The organism is Legionella sp. km535 (assembly GCF_003990085.1).
Classification (GTDB): Bacteria; Pseudomonadota; Gammaproteobacteria; order Legionellales; family Legionellaceae; genus Legionella; species Legionella moravica.
Genome location: NZ_RZGU01000012.1, coordinates 54,159 through 69,031 on the forward strand (window position 1 = coordinate 54,159; position 14,873 = coordinate 69,031).

The window sequence follows — 14,873 nt, forward strand, 5'->3', positions numbered from 1 at the left end:
CCAAACTACTGCTTATTTAAAAAGAAGTATATCTGTTTGTATAGGAAACTTCATCATCACTGGAGTCAATGTCCATAGCCTCAGTTTCACCAAAAAATCCCAAAGAAGATGCGGTTGGTGTCGACTCAGGAACACTTGAAGCGGCTTGAGAATGAGTGGGTTCATTATTCACAGCAGAAGGTCTATATCTCAAATAAGCTGGAGTTTGGGTAGCCTCAAACAGTTCAGGTCGTATCAGTCCGGTCTGATCAAATCCGTACTCATCCAATAATGTGAAGAGTTTATCAGCACTATCGGCTGGTAAATTATTGCTAAATGCAAGAGTTGCTTTTTGTACAAAAACAAGAGCCGCCTCTCTGATTTCGGGGCCAAATCGCCAATGGCCGTCCACAAAGCCCATTCGATGACTGAGATAGCGCCCTGTTTCTGCAACGTAATAAGATAAAGTAATCAATCCAGGCACAGAGCTTTCTCTTAGCAACCATACCGCTTTTGTTGGCAGGAGGTTAGCACCGCGTTGTTCCAGTTTAGCATATCCCGTATCTTCGTTTATCTCTCTGGAAAAAATAACTGATGGTTCTTCTGGTGATGAAATCACAATGTTCTCCTAAAAATGCTGTCTATGTTAATTCTATTGAATTTGCTAAAACACCGCGGGACATAAAACAGAATCTTCTAGACTGTGTTTATTAAGAATAAACCGGGAACAACAAATTCAACCTGATTAATTTTAACACACTTACTGTTCAAATAAAAACATTTAATGGATCACGATCAATGCCAATGATACTCTAAACATGTGCCATGCAAGAGGCAATGACTTTAATTTCCCAGTGGGAATTTCATTAAACCCTGAAGGCACCACGGCGTACATAACGAATGAAAATGGGAATACAGTTTCAGCCTGTCCGATAAAAAATAATGGCAGCTTTGATACCTGTATTGCGACAGGAAATAATTGGCTTAATCCAATTGGAGTAGCACTTTATTAAATCGATTAATGAAGACCTCTGCATCATTGCACAGAGCAATTAGAGGCACGAACTATGTTGTCAGATCCACTATAAAATACAGCCAAGGAACAAAGAAACATGGATTCAGTAATTGCAGAAGAAAATAAATCCAAAACACCTGTGTGGATTTTTTGCCTGGTGACAGTATCCGTTGGAATCGCGTCAGGATTGCTGGGAATGACTTTAGCTTTATTACTTCATTACATTCAACATATCGCTTATGGGTACAGTCCTTTACATATTATCAGTAATGAAAGTTTTTTGGAGGGTGTCCAAGCCTCTTCACCAGAACGGCGCATTACCGTTTTAGTCTTATGTGGACTAATCGCGGGTTTGGGATGGGCAGCAGTGTATCAATTGGGAAAACCCTTAGTCAGTATTGCCGAAGCGATAAAAACTAACAAAACCATGCCCATGCTCAGCACCACATTTCATGCGCTTCTCCAAATCGTCACCATCGCACTGGGTTCGCCCTTGGGCAGAGAGGTAGCGCCGAGAGAGGCGAGCGCCGTTTTTGCGACCTGGATATCCACTAAAGCGGGGTTAAGCATCAAAGAAACAAAAATTATGTTGGCTTGTGGCGCAGGGGCCGGTTTGGCTGCCGTGTATAATGTCCCTTTAGGTGGTGCTGTATTTGTTCTGGAAGTATTGCTGTGCACACTGAGCTGGTCTATCGTTCTTCCAGCTCTTGCCACTTCAGCAATAGCGGTAGTTGTATCCTGGTGGGGATTAGGCAATGAACCGCTTTACCACATCCCTGAGTTGACAATAAGTTACTCATTGGTGATTTGGTCTATTGGAGCAGGCCCGCTTTTGGGATTTGCTGCCTTCTGGTTTATCTACTTTGCAACAGTGCAACGGAGTAAATCTCAGCGTAACTGGATGATGATCATTACCTGTCTGATTAACTTTACACTGATTGGTGCTCTGTCCGTTTACTTTCCAGAATTGTTAGGAAATGGAAAGAGTCCGGCTGAACTGGAATTTTCCAGTCAGGTGAGTATTGGTTTAAGCGCAACATTACTCCTTTTACGCAGCCTCATCGTATGGTCAAGCCTGAGAGTTGGTGCCCAGGGAGGTCTGTTAACTCCATCACTTGCCAATGGAGCCATGCTTGGTGCGATACTGGGCGGGCTCTGGAATATGATTTGGCCGACCATTTCATTTGAAGCCTTCGCGCTTGTCGGTGCAGCGGCCTTTCTTGGAGCGGCTCAAAAAATGCCGGTTACTGCAATAATCCTGATTTTTGAATTAACACGTATGGATTTAAGCTTACTCATACCCATATTGTTTGCAGTATCAGGCTCTGTGGCTATGTTTCATTGGTGTAAAAACTATTTTCTTGATGAATCAGATTAACCGAGCGCTGAGTGCTCCTTACCTTTTATACGTCATCTTGCAAAACAAAGATGACAAGTAAAAAATAAGGAAAGTGCAGAATCACTTGGAGAGAGGTTGGCTATCATTTGAGGAACGCCCCCAACACCGAATTCAAATATTTAGTAAAACATTTAATTCGCTTTTATTGTGCATAATATCCGCTAGAGTATATTGATTTAATACTGACATAAAAGCATTCCGCGCCTCATAGAGAATATTTTTAAGCTTGCATACAGGCGCAATGCAACAATTTGCTTTGTCCTTGTTAAAACAAGGAACCAAGTCAAAATTGGATTCAAGGTGTACTACCAGAGAACCCAGATTAATTTCCTGAGGATTTGCTGCGAGAATGATTCCTCCATTTTTCCCTCGAATAGTTTTTATCAGTCCCATTTTGGATAAGTTATGAATTATCTTAATCATGTGATTTCCAGAGATAGAATAAGCCTCCGTAATGTCTTTAATAGTACATATGTCTTTTTTCAGAGCGATATAAATCAAAGCTCTTAAAGAGTAATCTGTGAATTGTGTTAATTGCATATCAATATTCCCATGATTATTTATTGACTCGCATGAGTTCTTTTTATAAGATGTATTTAAAATACATCTTTAATTTATGGAGTCTGAATTATGCCCTCTTCATTATACGAACGTCTAGGTGGTCAAGCTGCTGTTAATACCGCTGTGGATATTTTCTATCGAAAAGTACTCACCGATCAACGTGTCAATCATTTTTTTGACGGGGTTGATATGGAACAACAAATTAACAAGCAAAAAGGCTTTTTGACCATGGTCTTTGGAGGACCTAATTATTATACCGGAAAAAGCATGAGAGATGGTCACCGCCATTTGGTGCAAAAAGGATTAAACGACTCCCATGTTGACGTAATTATTGAGCTTTTAGGCGCTACTCTTACAGAGCTTGGCGTTGATGAACACGACATACAAGAAGTCGCAGCGATTGCAAACAGTGTTCGTTCGGACGTTCTGGATCGCTAACTATGAATACAGTAACTTATAAAAATCGTCTCTATTCCGTATCAGAGCAAGAAAACATTTTAAGCTGCCTTTTACGTCATGGGATCCCTTATCCGAACTCATGTCAGGCTGGAATTTGTCAGTCCTGCCTGATTAAAGCGACAGATGGAACAATAAACCCAACCTGGCAAGAAGGCTTGCCAGGGCCACTAAAGAAACAAGGGTATTTTCTGGCATGCCTGGCAAAACCTGAATCAGACATCCAACTTGTATCACCGGATACCTCAGAATGTGATGTAACAGCTCAAATTATTGGCATTGAACGACTTAATTACAATGTATTACAAATTAAGCTGCACGTTGAAAATCCCGATGATTGGTTCCCCGGTCAATATCTTAATTTAATCAATCCTGATGAAATAACTCGAAGTTACTCTATTGCGAATATCCCCGAAGACGAAGGTTATATTGAATTGCACGTAAAGCTGGTTCCCAATGGCGGCATGAGTCAATGGCTACAAGAAACGGCACAAATTGGAACATCAGTAACCCTTAGAGGCCCTTTTGGAACATGCTATTATTACAACCCGGATAAAATCTCATATGATATGTTGTTGGCCGGAACAGGAACGGGATTAGCGCCTCTTGTCGGCATTATAAAAAGTGCCCTTAGCCAAGGACATAAAGGAAACATTACTTTAATACATGGAGGACTGACTGATAATGACATTTATTACCGTGATGAGCTCGAGACTCTGGCTGCTCTATTTAACCAGGTCCATTACAAACCATGCGTTCTGAAAAGTCAGGGCCGTTTTCCTGAGGCATCAATTGATCAGCAGGTGTTAAGCTGCATCAATAACCCTGATGGACTGCGTGCCTATATTTGTGGACCTAAAGAAACAACCAATAAACTCAAAACGACGATTTTTCTTGCAGGGGTCCCTTCAAAATTTATTTTTAGTGATGCATTTCTATAAATTTATTCTCAAGGTTCTGTTGAGATTTCATCTATTTAACCCTACTTCCCGCGCTTTCTGCGCGAGATCTATAGGGTTATCACTAAAATGAACCTGCTTTTAATGAGACCATTTCCAGATCAACTATGTCTCAGTTAAGTAGCCTGGTTGCTCGCAACTGTCTCTTGAGCACATCTTGCCCACGACTAGCGGATTTGATCGCAGAACCAGGATGGCTGTGCTAAAACACGGGATCCCGCGGTCACAGCCGCGGGAATTCGCATGATATGTGAGTGCATACTGCATTTCGAAATCCCGCGGCGAAGACCTCGGGATCCATGCAGTAAAACCGGACTGGTTTGTGAAGATGTGTATAAGATTCAGTTGCTTGCAACCAGGATTTGATGCACAAACTATAAACTTCGATTGAGAAGCTTGAGTAACTATGTTCCTGTTTGCGAGCAAACAGGCAACTCCTGGATTCCGCGCATAAAGCTCGGAACGTAGGCTAAGGGAGCAATTCTCAGCAGCCCCTGGATGATGAGATCGCGTTTTCTTACTACAGCCAGGACTAAATCAGGAAGGGAGTGATCAAAAAACAACCATTTACTGCTATAATTAGAGTAAGTAATTTAGAAATGGAAGTCCATCATGTCTAAAGACCCATCTCCTGGCAAACCGGTGACATCAAAAAAAGAGCTGTATTGTAGTATCTCCGAGCACAGCATCAGTGCCATGAAAGTTCGAAAAGCAGGGGATCCCCAGTCAAATTATCTTGATGAAATTAAATTAATTTCCAAGTCCTGCGTTGACCTCTTAAGAGATCATGCTGAAAAACCTCAATCAGTCATTGCGCATATAGAAATGTCCTTATACAGGCACTATAAAGAAGAACTTAAAAAATTGGATGGAGAAATCATTACTTTATTTAACCGAAGAAAAAGAGCTCAACCCAATACCCCTTACGGTGAGAAAGAAATTGTAGACTTAACCGTACAAATAAATAATTTGGAACGCCGTAAATCCTTTTCTATTGCCGATTATATTGAAGTAATCGTATGCGATACGTTAAAACAAGTCATTAATACCCATGGTACCGAAATACTCAACAACTTTAATCCCGATGAATATGAATACCATGGTGAAATTTCATTCATCAGATCATCAGATCTCAAGCCCTGACATAAAAACTTATCCGGCATATTAATCAACTTAAACCTGGCCCGTCCTTCTTATTATTCGACGTGTTAAAGATTCCTTAAGGTTAGTTGGCTATACTGTTATTGACCATTATGTTTTTTAGAGGTGCAGACATGCCTTTAGATGGACGTTATCAACCAAGTGATTTACGTAAAGTCATCAGTACTAATTTAACTCCGCAAGCCATCAGACCGATTGCCGGCGGCATTGATGCCCCGAGCTATTACACCAATGACCACGCGATAGTACTGGATGCAGCGACTGACACGGTTAATCCACGAGCCCAACAATTGCAAACCATTAAGGAAGCATTTGAGACCCTCAGTACCCTGCCCGAAGCAGAGAAACAGAAACCAATAATTTTACCTGTTACGGAAGAACAAAAAATATTAGGTCTATTCCCTCGCAATCATTGGGTCACATTGCATTATGATCCTCAAACAAATAAAGCAACTGTACTGGATTCAAGACCCTGGATAGTCTCTTTTTTATATCCTAGCTCAGCAATGAACGAATTATTGATTGAAGGGTTAAGCACAATCTACGGTGCAAAAAAAGCCCAGGGAACTCGATTTGAAATACGGTATCAAGGCGTTCAGAATAATGATACCCACTGCGGCGCATGGACGAGCAGAAATATCATGGATCTTGCTGGAGCAAATCCCACTGGAACTCCCACTACAATTGAACAACAAATTACAGCCTATACTGAAGATAATGAACCTAATGTCATTGAATACAATAGAGAGCTTGTCGCGCATGGATCTTCAAATATTGATGTTCATTCACAACCAGTAAAGCCCAGCCTGTGGCAAAGATTTTTAAATTTCATTGGCTTTAACACCTCCAATGAAGAGGTTATTCATTCTAATGTTTCCCAACCTGAATCAACGAGTTGGTCTAAAATAGACCACATGCTCAGTGACACCGCAACCCACTCAACCCACTCGGCTGCACAGGCAGTTGATGACTGGGACATGATGGATGAGGATGAGTTACAAAATAAGAATTCTCCAGCCGAAAGAACATCGGTTGTAAGTGATAATAATCTTCCAAATGATACAAACTCATTAGATACACATTCGCCATCAATGTAATCTTGATTCTCTTAGCTCATGGATTTATTTCAATTCGGCTCACCATTGAGCCCGATCTGAAATAATGAAACCGCTGTACCTTTATTAAATCCTTCTCTGCATTAGCACTATGTATAAGACAGAATCACCCCCTAGACCTGTTGAATCTATAAGATGCCAAGAGCCTATTCACAGAGATATCCACAGAAAATGTGGATAACAAATCAAGCCGACATCAAAAAATAAGTACAAATACCCCATATACAGCAAGGAATTAGCTATAAAGTTGATTTTTAGACTGAAAAAATTAGTAGGAAACCAGAAAAAATATCCACAAGAAAAGAACAGCTAGTTTGGATATCAGGGTTAACATAGTAACAACAAAAAAATTAAAAAAACAGTCTTGACTGAAACTATTTTGCTAATTTATTTCGAGTAACAATCATTTTTTTAATCACTGCGAAAAGTTGAAAACACTCTGTAATTTTTTTCAATGCGATGTATTGATATAAGTCATTATTTGTTAATTTATGACAAATGACGCAGTGCGTTAATATCCTCTTAATGTTCAAAATTTATAATATGTCAAATTATCAATTTGAATGATATGACTATGTCCAACAATGAACGGGATTTACAAAAGGAAATTATTCGCCAAATCAAGGATTCTCGTTGGAGTATCAAAGGATATTTTAACGAGCTTTTCAAACAATTATTACCCTCCGAATTGTTGCAAAACAACCGTCTCGCAGTTTTTGAAGAATTGATTACTGATAATTTACCTGAGGTATTATCAAAGCAATTTAGTCATGATGGCTATGTGATCCTGTTTTATGCGCACAAGAATGGAACTATAAAGCACAAGGTGGAGCCTTACTCGATCAGATCGAGGCAACAACGCCAAAGTGCTGAACAGGGATATAGACAGCGGAGCGATCACGAAATCTTCCTTAGCACCATATGTAAGACCTAATCAACCCATTAAACTACTGGGTCAACAAGATGACTAAGAGTCTATTCACAGAGATATCCACAGAAAATGTGGATAAGTAATGATTTTAAGCAACAATAAAAAATGAGATAATCCATATGTGGCAAGGAGTTATAAAAATTGGGCGTTAAAGCTAAAGGAACAATCTGAGTACTAAGGAAAAGTTATCCACAAGAAAGGAATGGTACTTATGGATATTAGATGGTGTATCTTAACAATAAAGAAATTAAAAAAACAGTCTTGACTGGCACGATTTTTGAAAAAAACCAATTTAAATTGATACATTAAAATCACTCTGAGATTTAATAGACGACATGCAATCAATCAAGGCACTGTGCTCTGAATGAGTATCTTTTTCGTGCGGTGATTTCCATTTGAGGAATTGAATTACTCGCCCCACTTTTGTTGTACACTTCTTCGTCAAGCCATATTTTTTCCTCAGCCAAGCGTTCACTAGACACACAAGTCCACCAACTTTTGGGAAGCTTGTCACTGCCATCTGACCAACGATAGTTTCGGCCTTTTAATATATCTTTCTTATCAAAAGGCGCATTAACGGCACAAATTAACGTTTCTTTCTTGCGAACATTGGCTTTTAACTCCTCAAAAGCACCTTCGCACTGAACCAAGGGATTCAAGGTCGCCCAACAATCATTCAAGGCTCGATGTCCGTCGTAAAAATAACCCAATTTCCAATTGATGTAGTCCAGTTTAGAACTTTCAACTCCTCTGCCCTTCCAATCAATATCATGAATAGTGCAGCCAAAAGGCATAGTTTTTATTAAGCCTGAAATGGATTCAGGGGTTTGCAGCTCTAAAAAATTACGATCAAATCCGCTGTTATGACAAATAATAAGGTGCGTTTGTTTTAAAATGTGTGCAACATAACTCCAATCAATGGCTTTCCCCTTCACATCCTCATCAGTAATACCAGTTACCTTGGTTACTTCTGATGGAATCGGTTTGCCTGGATCATTCAGTTCGTTGTACGAATCAACAATGGCGAGGATCCCATCCCCTGTTGTAAAAGAAAAGCTCAACATCCCAATCTCGAGAATTTCATGCTGTGCCGCATGAAGTCCCATCGTTTCTAAATCGATAATAGTAGCGATAAATTGTTTGGGATCAGTGGCTACTCGTTGCGGCAGCACCGTATTGATTCGATTTAACACTTGGTAATCGGGATGTTCTGATACTTCTTTCACAGAAAGTTCAATCATAAAGGTACTCAAAGATGCAATTTTTCAAGTGATTAGCCCATTATAGTGCCTTTATTAAATTGCAGCACTCTTTTACGTGCGATTAATAACAACAGGTAATTCGTTCCAGCGTGTAGTATAACAAGGTGAGCGCATTTGAGCACGCATAGCCCAGGGTTTAGAATATCCTTCGGCTGCCAGTTTAATGGTGTGACTCCCAAATCGGGTATTAATGTCATCAAATACAGACATCAAGACGTCTTTTTTAACCAGCGTTTCATCGCTGGGTTGATGAAATAAATCCAGTTGCCTCGCTGATTTATCCACTAAATTCTCAAGCATCACCCCTACTTTCTTATAATGAATTCCGGGTTTAAACAGTTTTTTCAAACAGAGTTTCGCAATTTTTGTAATAACTCGGGTGTCATCTGTGGGATTGACCAGACGACATTCAATACTGTTGGAGTACTGCTCCAAATCCTGACGAAAAGGATTGCCACGAATAAATACATACACACGCTGCGCCACCAGATTTTGACGGCGTGCTTTTTCACAGGCTCTGGCACAATGGCTGCTGATCGCTTGAGCCAGAGAGGAAAATTGAGTTTGCATCTCGCCAAAACTTTTAGACGACATAATGCTTTGTTTGGGCTCACAGACCTCCAATCCGCCGCACGATATTCCTTGCAATTCCATGACCGTGCGCATGAGTACGATATTATATTGTTTCTTAATCACGTGGGCATTGAGTTGTGCCAAATCCAAGGCAGTATAAATTCCCTTATTCATTAATTTTTTTTGCCACTGACGCCCTACTCCCCAGACATCCCCCACACCGATTTTTCCTAACCAATGCCGTTGCTCACTAACATTGAACACCGGTATTTTTAGCTCTTTTTTACAAATATGGTTTGCAATCTTTGCCAGAGTTTTCGTAGGACCGATGCCAATGGATGTAGGAATTCCAATCGATTTTAAAATGTTTTTTTGTAATTGAATACAAAAAGAGTCATGCATGGAAGGCGGCATGGTACTTAAGTCAATAAATGCTTCATCAATAGAATAAATCTCAACCTCTGGCCATGAAGATTCAATCAGAGACATGACACGCTGGGATAAATCGCCATATAAGGTATAGTTTGATGAAAAAACCTGGACACAGTGCTGCTTGCTCAATGCTTTAATTTTAAAAAAAGGCTCGCCCATTGCAATACCGAGTGCTTTAGCCTCATTAGAACGAGCAATCACACAACCGTCATTATTAGATAAAACGACTATGGGCTTATCTCGTAAATCAGGCCGGAACAAACGCTCGCAGGAGGCATAAAAATTATTGCAATCGATCAGAGCAAACATCATCAACTCGCCGGATGAATAACGTGTGTCACAACGCCCCAAATTACCAAATCCTCATCTCCGGTAATTTCAATGGGCTGATACTGTTTGTTTTCGGGTAACAACTGAATTTTTCCTGCGGTACGTGATAGACGCTTTACGGTCAATTCCCCATTAATCGCGGCAATCACTATTTTTCCATGAGTTGCCTCAAGGCTGCGATCAACCACCAACATGTCCCCTGAAGCAATGCCTGCCCCTGTCATGGAATCACCCGAAGCAGTTACGAAAAAAGTGGCGGCTGGATGCCTGATTAGGTGCTCGTTTAAATCCAGATGCATCTCGATGTAATCATCCGCAGGAGAAGGAAACCCTGCGCGAACCGTACTGCCATATAAAGGAATCTTATAAGAGGTACTCCCCTCCAAAAAACCTTTAACATCGTTTATCCGAGATACCGGGACTCGAAGTGTTTTGGTCGATTCCCCATACTTCCCCTGTCCTTTTGGGCGCCCTGCATTATCTCGTTTGCCGCCATGACTCATCGCCATACCTCAACTTGAATTAAGTAACACTATTCAAATATAGGCTTAAAAAAAGGTATTGTAAACTATGGCGAGGGCAAATAATTGCAAACCCAAGATAACTCACGGATTTCATTTAATAAAAAAATTTACCCAATGGGTTCAATCGATTCATGAAGAGTAAATCGAGAATTGTTCATCTTCGTAGTCACAGGATAACACATTAAATCAGAACCTGAATAAGGACTTAGAAGATTCAATAACTCGGATTGATTGCACCGTGAATTATCCATCCATACCTTCATTGAATCACTATTTAACAGGACTGGCATACGGTTATGAACTGGAGCCATGAGGTCATTGGCTGACGTTGTAATCAAACAACAGGATTGGATTAATTCACCATCCGGGCTTTGCCACCTGTCCCACAAAGCAGCAATCGCCAACAAGTCATCGTGTTTATTTTTAAAATAAAAGGGCTGCTTTTTAATTCCTTGCCGCCACTCGAAAAAACCGCTCATCACAATAACACCCCGTTTCGATTTAAACGATTGGCGGAAGGCAGGTTTTTCTGCAACGGTCTCGGCACGGGCATTAGCAAGACTAGCTCCTATATTTTTATCTTTAGCCCAAAACGGAACTAAACCCCAACGTAGCCACAATGCAGAATTAGATTGCTCATTATCCAGGTGACAAACAAATAAAATATCCAGTCCAGGAGGAATGTTATAGCGCGGAGACAATTCTTCCAGCTCTTCAATTTGGAACTGCGCTTTAATTTTTGCAGCAGGCGCAGCTAAAGCAAATCGACCACACATAATAAAACTCCCTTTATTTTAGCAAGTATCTATTCAAGCTTAGTCTATAAGTGAAATGATAATTTGGATTCGTCGATTTCCCGCCAACGCAAACCCGAATTAGGGTGTGCATTCGGGCTGGATTTAAAAAGACAGGAAAGCTGACTGCTCAGAATGTTGATTCATTTGTAATCGTCTTCAAACGATTTAAAGATCACCTTATCTAATTGGTTCCTGTTTAATTTAATTGTGGTTTTTCAAAATCGGGGTAATACTCATCCCACATTCGATTGCTGTAAGCAACGATATTAGGCAACTTCAGCGCATGCTGTTTAAAAGGATCGTCCAAGGGTGTCCAAATGATATTGGCTAAAAAAGCAAAAGCTGTGGCATCAATACTGGTTGGCTTCTCACCCAGGAAATAGTTGTTTTCACCCAGAATGATTGCAAGATTATTCAGGGTTTTTATTCCCAACAGCAAGACCTCATCGAGGTTATGTCTTCCCATGCCTTGAAAATCCAGTTCTTTCAGCATGTTTTTTCGTACTAAATTAGGGATAAACAATCTGGAAACAGTGGGTAATGCACCAAACATTGTTTTTTTCAAATGTTCCCAACCCGCATCATTCTGCCATCTCATATAGACAGCCACCCAATACAATCGCTCACAAAAAGCAAGTTCGATTAACTCAGCCAGTGCTTTTTGTTCCTGGGTCAGATCCTTATCCAACTCATCGCCAAAGCGTTTTTTCAATACGTCGATAATGAGCTCACTGTCAGGATAGAGCTGCCCATCCATCTTGATATAAGGCAATTTTCTTTTGGGGCTTTTTTGTGGATTATTTACAAACTTATTTTCATAAGGGATGCGTGCCATTCGTAAATAAGTTTCTACTTTCATACAAAAGGGACTGGCATTAGGTAATCCCCAAAGCCTATAAAACTGAAATAATGTAATCATCTGCTTTAGCTTCCTTATCTTTTAACGCAGCATAACAGTCCAAAACCTCACGAGATGGTGCCAGGAAAGGCCGCCAAGGTATTCAAATGAACTGAAGTCTTATATAATTTCGACAATCTAACCAACTCAGGGAATTCAATGTCACTTTGTCCTTGTGGATCGCAAACAAGCTACAATGAATGTTGTGGAATGTACATAGATGATAACCAATGTCCACAACACCCTGAACAACTCATGCGTTCACGATACACTGCTTACAGTTTAGCTAAAATTGATTACATTACAAAGACGATGAAAGGCAAACCGTTAATCAATTTCAACCCTGATGAAGCCAAAGCATGGTCAGAGCGTGTTACCTGGATAAATTTAAACGTGTTGCAGTCTTATCTGGAAACACCTGAAAAGGGATTTGTTGAGTTTTCGGCTGTATTTCTTGAACAAAATAAATTAAAAACCATTCATGAGTTAAGTGAGTTTCATCAAGAACACAACATTTGGTTTTATGTGGATGGTACTTCCCGGCAATTGGAAAACAAAAACAGGAATCCCACGATTCCTCGTAACAGTCCCTGCCCCTGCGGCAGTGGTAAAAAATTTAAAAATTGTCACGAAAAATAACGTTACCTTTAGGCATACAGAATGAATAATCACCTGATTTTAAATATTTTTATTTTTCTTGCAGCAGCCAGCGTCATGGTACCCATTGCCAATCGGTTTAAACTAGGCTCGGTCATTGGCTATCTGACTGTAGGAATACTTATAGGCCCTTTTGGATTAAAACTCATAGGCAATTCAGAGCAAATCATGAGTTTTGCTGAGTTTGGGGTCATCATGATGCTGTTTTTAATTGGTCTGGAATTAGAACCCATCATGCTTTGGAAACTAAGAAAGTTGATTGTCGGGTTAGGCGGTCTTCAAGTCGTCATGACCACGGCGGCCATCACGAGCATTGGAGTGCTCATGCAGTACAGCTGGCAATCCAGTCTGGCCGTAGGCATGTCGCTGGCACTATCGTCTACAGCTCTTGTTCTGCAGATGCTCCAGGAAAAAAACCTTCTAAAAACTGCAGAAGGAGAAACGTCCTTTGCAGTCTTATTATTTCAGGATATCGCAGTAATTCCTATTCTCATTATCATGCCCCTGTTGGCTCAAAACGGAGGTGTTGCGCCAATCAATCTTCATGCGCATCCCTTCATTGCGCACCTGCCTAAATGGCAGCACGCGCTTTTGGTTTCTGGCGTTATTGGCGCGGTTATCTTAACTGGACATTATTTATCACGACATCTGTTTTTAATTATTGCCCGAACCAACATACGTGAGGTATTTACTACTTTTTCCCTGGCTCTGGTTGTCGGAATCACTTTATTAATGGAAACGATTGGCGTTTCCCCTGCTTTAGGTGCATTTATTGCCGGGGTAGTATTAGCAAACTCCCAATACAAACACACTGTAGAAGCAGACATACAGCCCTTCAAAGGGTTGCTGCTGGGATTGTTTTTTATCTCTGTAGGAATGGGGATGAATTTCAATCTGTTCTACAACAACATGCTGTTGATAACTGCTGCCGTTCTCGGTTTGGTGGTGATAAAAATAACCGTTCTGTTTTATCTTGGTCGACTTTTTAAGTTGACTAAAACTCAAACCATAGGCTTCGCAATTGCTTTAGCACAAGGTGGAGAATTTGCTTTCGTTCTATTTCAATATGCAGGAGCATCAAAAGTAATAAGTGCTGACGCCAGAGCCATGTTCACACTTATAGTCGCCTTATCCATGCTGACTACTCCCTTTCTGATGTTAATATACCATCGTTATGTCGTTCCTAAATTGATGAGCTTACTTCCTGAGCGAGAATACGACTCCATCAACGAAAAAAATGGAATTATTCTTGCGGGATACGGCCGCTTCGGACAGATCATTGGTCGTCTGCTGAATGGTGAAAACATTAAAATAACCGTATTGGAAAAAAATCCGGAACAAATTGAGTTACTGAGGAAATTTGGCTACAAAGGTTATTTTGGAGATGCTAATCGCCTGGATCTGCTAAAAAGCGCTGGAGCCGAGCACGCAAAATTATTAATAGTAACTGTCGGTAATGCTGACGCGAATTTAAAAATAGTTAAAATGGCAAAACAGCACTTTCCTAATCTGAAAATTTATGCCCGAGCCCGCAATCGTCGTCATGCTTATGAATTGCATAAAGCAGGAGTTGATTATTTTAAACGTGAACTATTCGATTCCTCATTAACCATGACCAAAGAAATTTTAAAGTTTGTTGGATACAAACAGGAAGACATTGAGAAAAAAGCCAACGCCTTCCAAAAACATGATGAAGCCGCGTTACTTAAATCATTTGAGTTCTTTGATGAGGAAGCTGATTTAATCAATTTTTCCAGACAAGCCTCTGGGGAGCTGGAGCAAATTCTGCAGAATAGTTAATCATGTAAGGCTGACGCTAATCAC

Annotated in this window: 16 protein-coding genes; 9 read left to right on the top strand and 7 right to left on the bottom strand. The window is 40.4% G+C overall.

The genetic code is table 11. The features are described from left to right. Window positions 1–16: 16 nt before the first annotated feature. Window positions 17–598, bottom strand: coding sequence for a hypothetical protein (locus tag ELY21_RS08500; protein WP_127108684.1), 582 nt, complete (start codon window positions 596–598; stop codon window positions 17–19). A 199-nt stretch (window positions 599–797) separates the two neighbouring features. On the opposite strand from ELY21_RS08500, the gene ELY21_RS08505 reads away from it, so the two are divergent. Beyond that, a complete protein-coding gene (locus ELY21_RS08505; protein ID WP_127108686.1) occupies window positions 798–992 on the top strand; it encodes a hypothetical protein in 195 nt (64 codons plus the stop codon). 99 nt (window positions 993–1,091) lie between these two features. Further along, window positions 1,092–2,372: a chloride channel protein gene (locus ELY21_RS08510; protein ID WP_127108688.1), complete on the top strand. Its 1,281-nt coding sequence runs from the start codon at window positions 1,092–1,094 to the stop codon at window positions 2,370–2,372. A 132-nt stretch (window positions 2,373–2,504) separates the two neighbouring features. Here ELY21_RS08510 and ELY21_RS08515 read toward each other — a convergent pair whose 3' ends face one another. Further along, window positions 2,505–2,933, bottom strand: a complete 429-nt coding sequence (locus ELY21_RS08515) for an Rrf2 family transcriptional regulator (protein ID WP_127108690.1) — start codon at window positions 2,931–2,933, stop codon at window positions 2,505–2,507. 90 nt (window positions 2,934–3,023) lie between these two features. On the opposite strand from ELY21_RS08515, the gene ELY21_RS08520 reads away from it, so the two are divergent. The 5 genes from ELY21_RS08520 (at window position 3,024) to ELY21_RS08540 (ending at window position 7,579) form a co-directional block, all read left to right on the top strand. After that, the gene (locus ELY21_RS08520) at window positions 3,024–3,392 is read left to right on the top strand and encodes a group 1 truncated hemoglobin (RefSeq protein ID WP_127108692.1); all 369 of its coding nucleotides are present in this window, start codon (window positions 3,024–3,026) and stop codon (window positions 3,390–3,392) included. A gap of 2 nt (window positions 3,393–3,394) precedes the next feature. Then, on the top strand, window positions 3,395–4,351 hold the full coding sequence (locus ELY21_RS08525; RefSeq protein ID WP_127108694.1) for an FAD-binding oxidoreductase: 957 nt from the start codon (window positions 3,395–3,397) through the stop codon (window positions 4,349–4,351). 630 nt (window positions 4,352–4,981) lie between these two features. After that, complete coding sequence (locus tag ELY21_RS08530) at window positions 4,982–5,512, top strand: hypothetical protein (protein ID WP_127108696.1); 531 nt, start codon at window positions 4,982–4,984, stop codon at window positions 5,510–5,512. Window positions 5,513–5,643: 131 nt separating this feature from the next. Beyond that, window positions 5,644–6,627 (top strand): hypothetical protein, encoded by a 984-nt coding sequence (locus ELY21_RS08535; protein WP_158618534.1) that lies wholly within the window; start codon window positions 5,644–5,646, stop codon window positions 6,625–6,627. A gap of 592 nt (window positions 6,628–7,219) precedes the next feature. Beyond that, a complete protein-coding gene (locus tag ELY21_RS08540) occupies window positions 7,220–7,579 on the top strand; it encodes a hypothetical protein (protein WP_127108700.1) in 360 nt (119 codons plus the stop codon). A 338-nt stretch (window positions 7,580–7,917) separates the two neighbouring features. On the opposite strand, the gene ELY21_RS08545 is transcribed toward ELY21_RS08540, so the two are convergent. The 5 genes from ELY21_RS08545 to ELY21_RS08565 all read right to left on the bottom strand — a co-directional run bounded on the left by ELY21_RS08545 (window position 7,918) and on the right by ELY21_RS08565 (window position 12,413). Next, window positions 7,918–8,817 (bottom strand): 3'-5' exonuclease, encoded by a 900-nt coding sequence (locus tag ELY21_RS08545; protein ID WP_127108702.1) that lies wholly within the window; start codon window positions 8,815–8,817, stop codon window positions 7,918–7,920. Between the two features lie 72 nt (window positions 8,818–8,889). Further along, entirely contained in the window at window positions 8,890–10,152 is a 1,263-nt protein-coding gene (locus tag ELY21_RS08550; RefSeq protein ID WP_127108769.1) for a Y-family DNA polymerase, read from the bottom strand. A 2-nt stretch (window positions 10,153–10,154) separates the two neighbouring features. Continuing rightward, a complete protein-coding gene (locus ELY21_RS08555; RefSeq protein WP_127108771.1) occupies window positions 10,155–10,676 on the bottom strand; it encodes a LexA family transcriptional regulator in 522 nt (173 codons plus the stop codon). 128 nt (window positions 10,677–10,804) lie between these two features. Further along, the gene (locus ELY21_RS08560) at window positions 10,805–11,473 is read right to left on the bottom strand and encodes an SOS response-associated peptidase (protein ID WP_028383903.1); all 669 of its coding nucleotides are present in this window, start codon (window positions 11,471–11,473) and stop codon (window positions 10,805–10,807) included. Between the two features lie 217 nt (window positions 11,474–11,690). Next, complete coding sequence (locus tag ELY21_RS08565) at window positions 11,691–12,413, bottom strand: glutathione S-transferase family protein (protein ID WP_127108704.1); 723 nt, start codon at window positions 12,411–12,413, stop codon at window positions 11,691–11,693. Window positions 12,414–12,551: 138 nt separating this feature from the next. Between ELY21_RS08565 and ELY21_RS08570 the strand changes: the two genes are divergently transcribed. Next, complete coding sequence (locus ELY21_RS08570; protein ID WP_127108706.1) at window positions 12,552–13,031, top strand: YchJ family protein; 480 nt, start codon at window positions 12,552–12,554, stop codon at window positions 13,029–13,031. Between the two features lie 21 nt (window positions 13,032–13,052). Continuing rightward, window positions 13,053–14,849 carry a monovalent cation:proton antiporter-2 (CPA2) family protein gene (locus tag ELY21_RS08575; RefSeq protein ID WP_127108708.1) on the top strand — a complete coding sequence of 599 codons (1,797 nt, stop codon included), beginning with the start codon at window positions 13,053–13,055 and terminating at the stop codon, window positions 14,847–14,849. Window positions 14,850–14,873 lie beyond the last annotated feature (24 nt).

What these genes read in the sequence shown, in the direction of transcription:
- ELY21_RS08515 (WP_127108690.1), bottom strand. Translation starts at nt 2,933, where the DNA reads ATGCAATTAACACAATTCACAGATTACTCTTTAAGAGCTTTGATTTAT.
- ELY21_RS08565 (WP_127108704.1), bottom strand. Translation starts at nt 12,413, where the DNA reads ATGATTACATTATTTCAGTTTTATAGGCTTTGGGGATTACCTAATGCC.
- ELY21_RS08570 (WP_127108706.1), top strand. Translation starts at nt 12,552, where the DNA reads ATGTCACTTTGTCCTTGTGGATCGCAAACAAGCTACAATGAATGTTGT.
- ELY21_RS08545 (WP_127108702.1), bottom strand. Translation starts at nt 8,817, where the DNA reads ATGATTGAACTTTCTGTGAAAGAAGTATCAGAACATCCCGATTACCAA.
- ELY21_RS08530 (WP_127108696.1), top strand. Translation starts at nt 4,982, where the DNA reads ATGTCTAAAGACCCATCTCCTGGCAAACCGGTGACATCAAAAAAAGAG.
- ELY21_RS08575 (WP_127108708.1), top strand. Translation starts at nt 13,053, where the DNA reads ATGAATAATCACCTGATTTTAAATATTTTTATTTTTCTTGCAGCAGCC.
- ELY21_RS08525 (WP_127108694.1), top strand. Translation starts at nt 3,395, where the DNA reads ATGAATACAGTAACTTATAAAAATCGTCTCTATTCCGTATCAGAGCAA.
- ELY21_RS08505 (WP_127108686.1), top strand. Translation starts at nt 798, where the DNA reads ATGTGCCATGCAAGAGGCAATGACTTTAATTTCCCAGTGGGAATTTCA.
- ELY21_RS08550 (WP_127108769.1), bottom strand. Translation starts at nt 10,152, where the DNA reads ATGTTTGCTCTGATCGATTGCAATAATTTTTATGCCTCCTGCGAGCGT.
- ELY21_RS08535 (WP_158618534.1), top strand. Translation starts at nt 5,644, where the DNA reads ATGCCTTTAGATGGACGTTATCAACCAAGTGATTTACGTAAAGTCATC.
- ELY21_RS08560 (WP_028383903.1), bottom strand. Translation starts at nt 11,473, where the DNA reads ATGTGTGGTCGATTTGCTTTAGCTGCGCCTGCTGCAAAAATTAAAGCG.
- ELY21_RS08510 (WP_127108688.1), top strand. Translation starts at nt 1,092, where the DNA reads ATGGATTCAGTAATTGCAGAAGAAAATAAATCCAAAACACCTGTGTGG.
- ELY21_RS08555 (WP_127108771.1), bottom strand. Translation starts at nt 10,676, where the DNA reads ATGAGTCATGGCGGCAAACGAGATAATGCAGGGCGCCCAAAAGGACAG.
- ELY21_RS08540 (WP_127108700.1), top strand. Translation starts at nt 7,220, where the DNA reads ATGTCCAACAATGAACGGGATTTACAAAAGGAAATTATTCGCCAAATC.
- ELY21_RS08520 (WP_127108692.1), top strand. Translation starts at nt 3,024, where the DNA reads ATGCCCTCTTCATTATACGAACGTCTAGGTGGTCAAGCTGCTGTTAAT.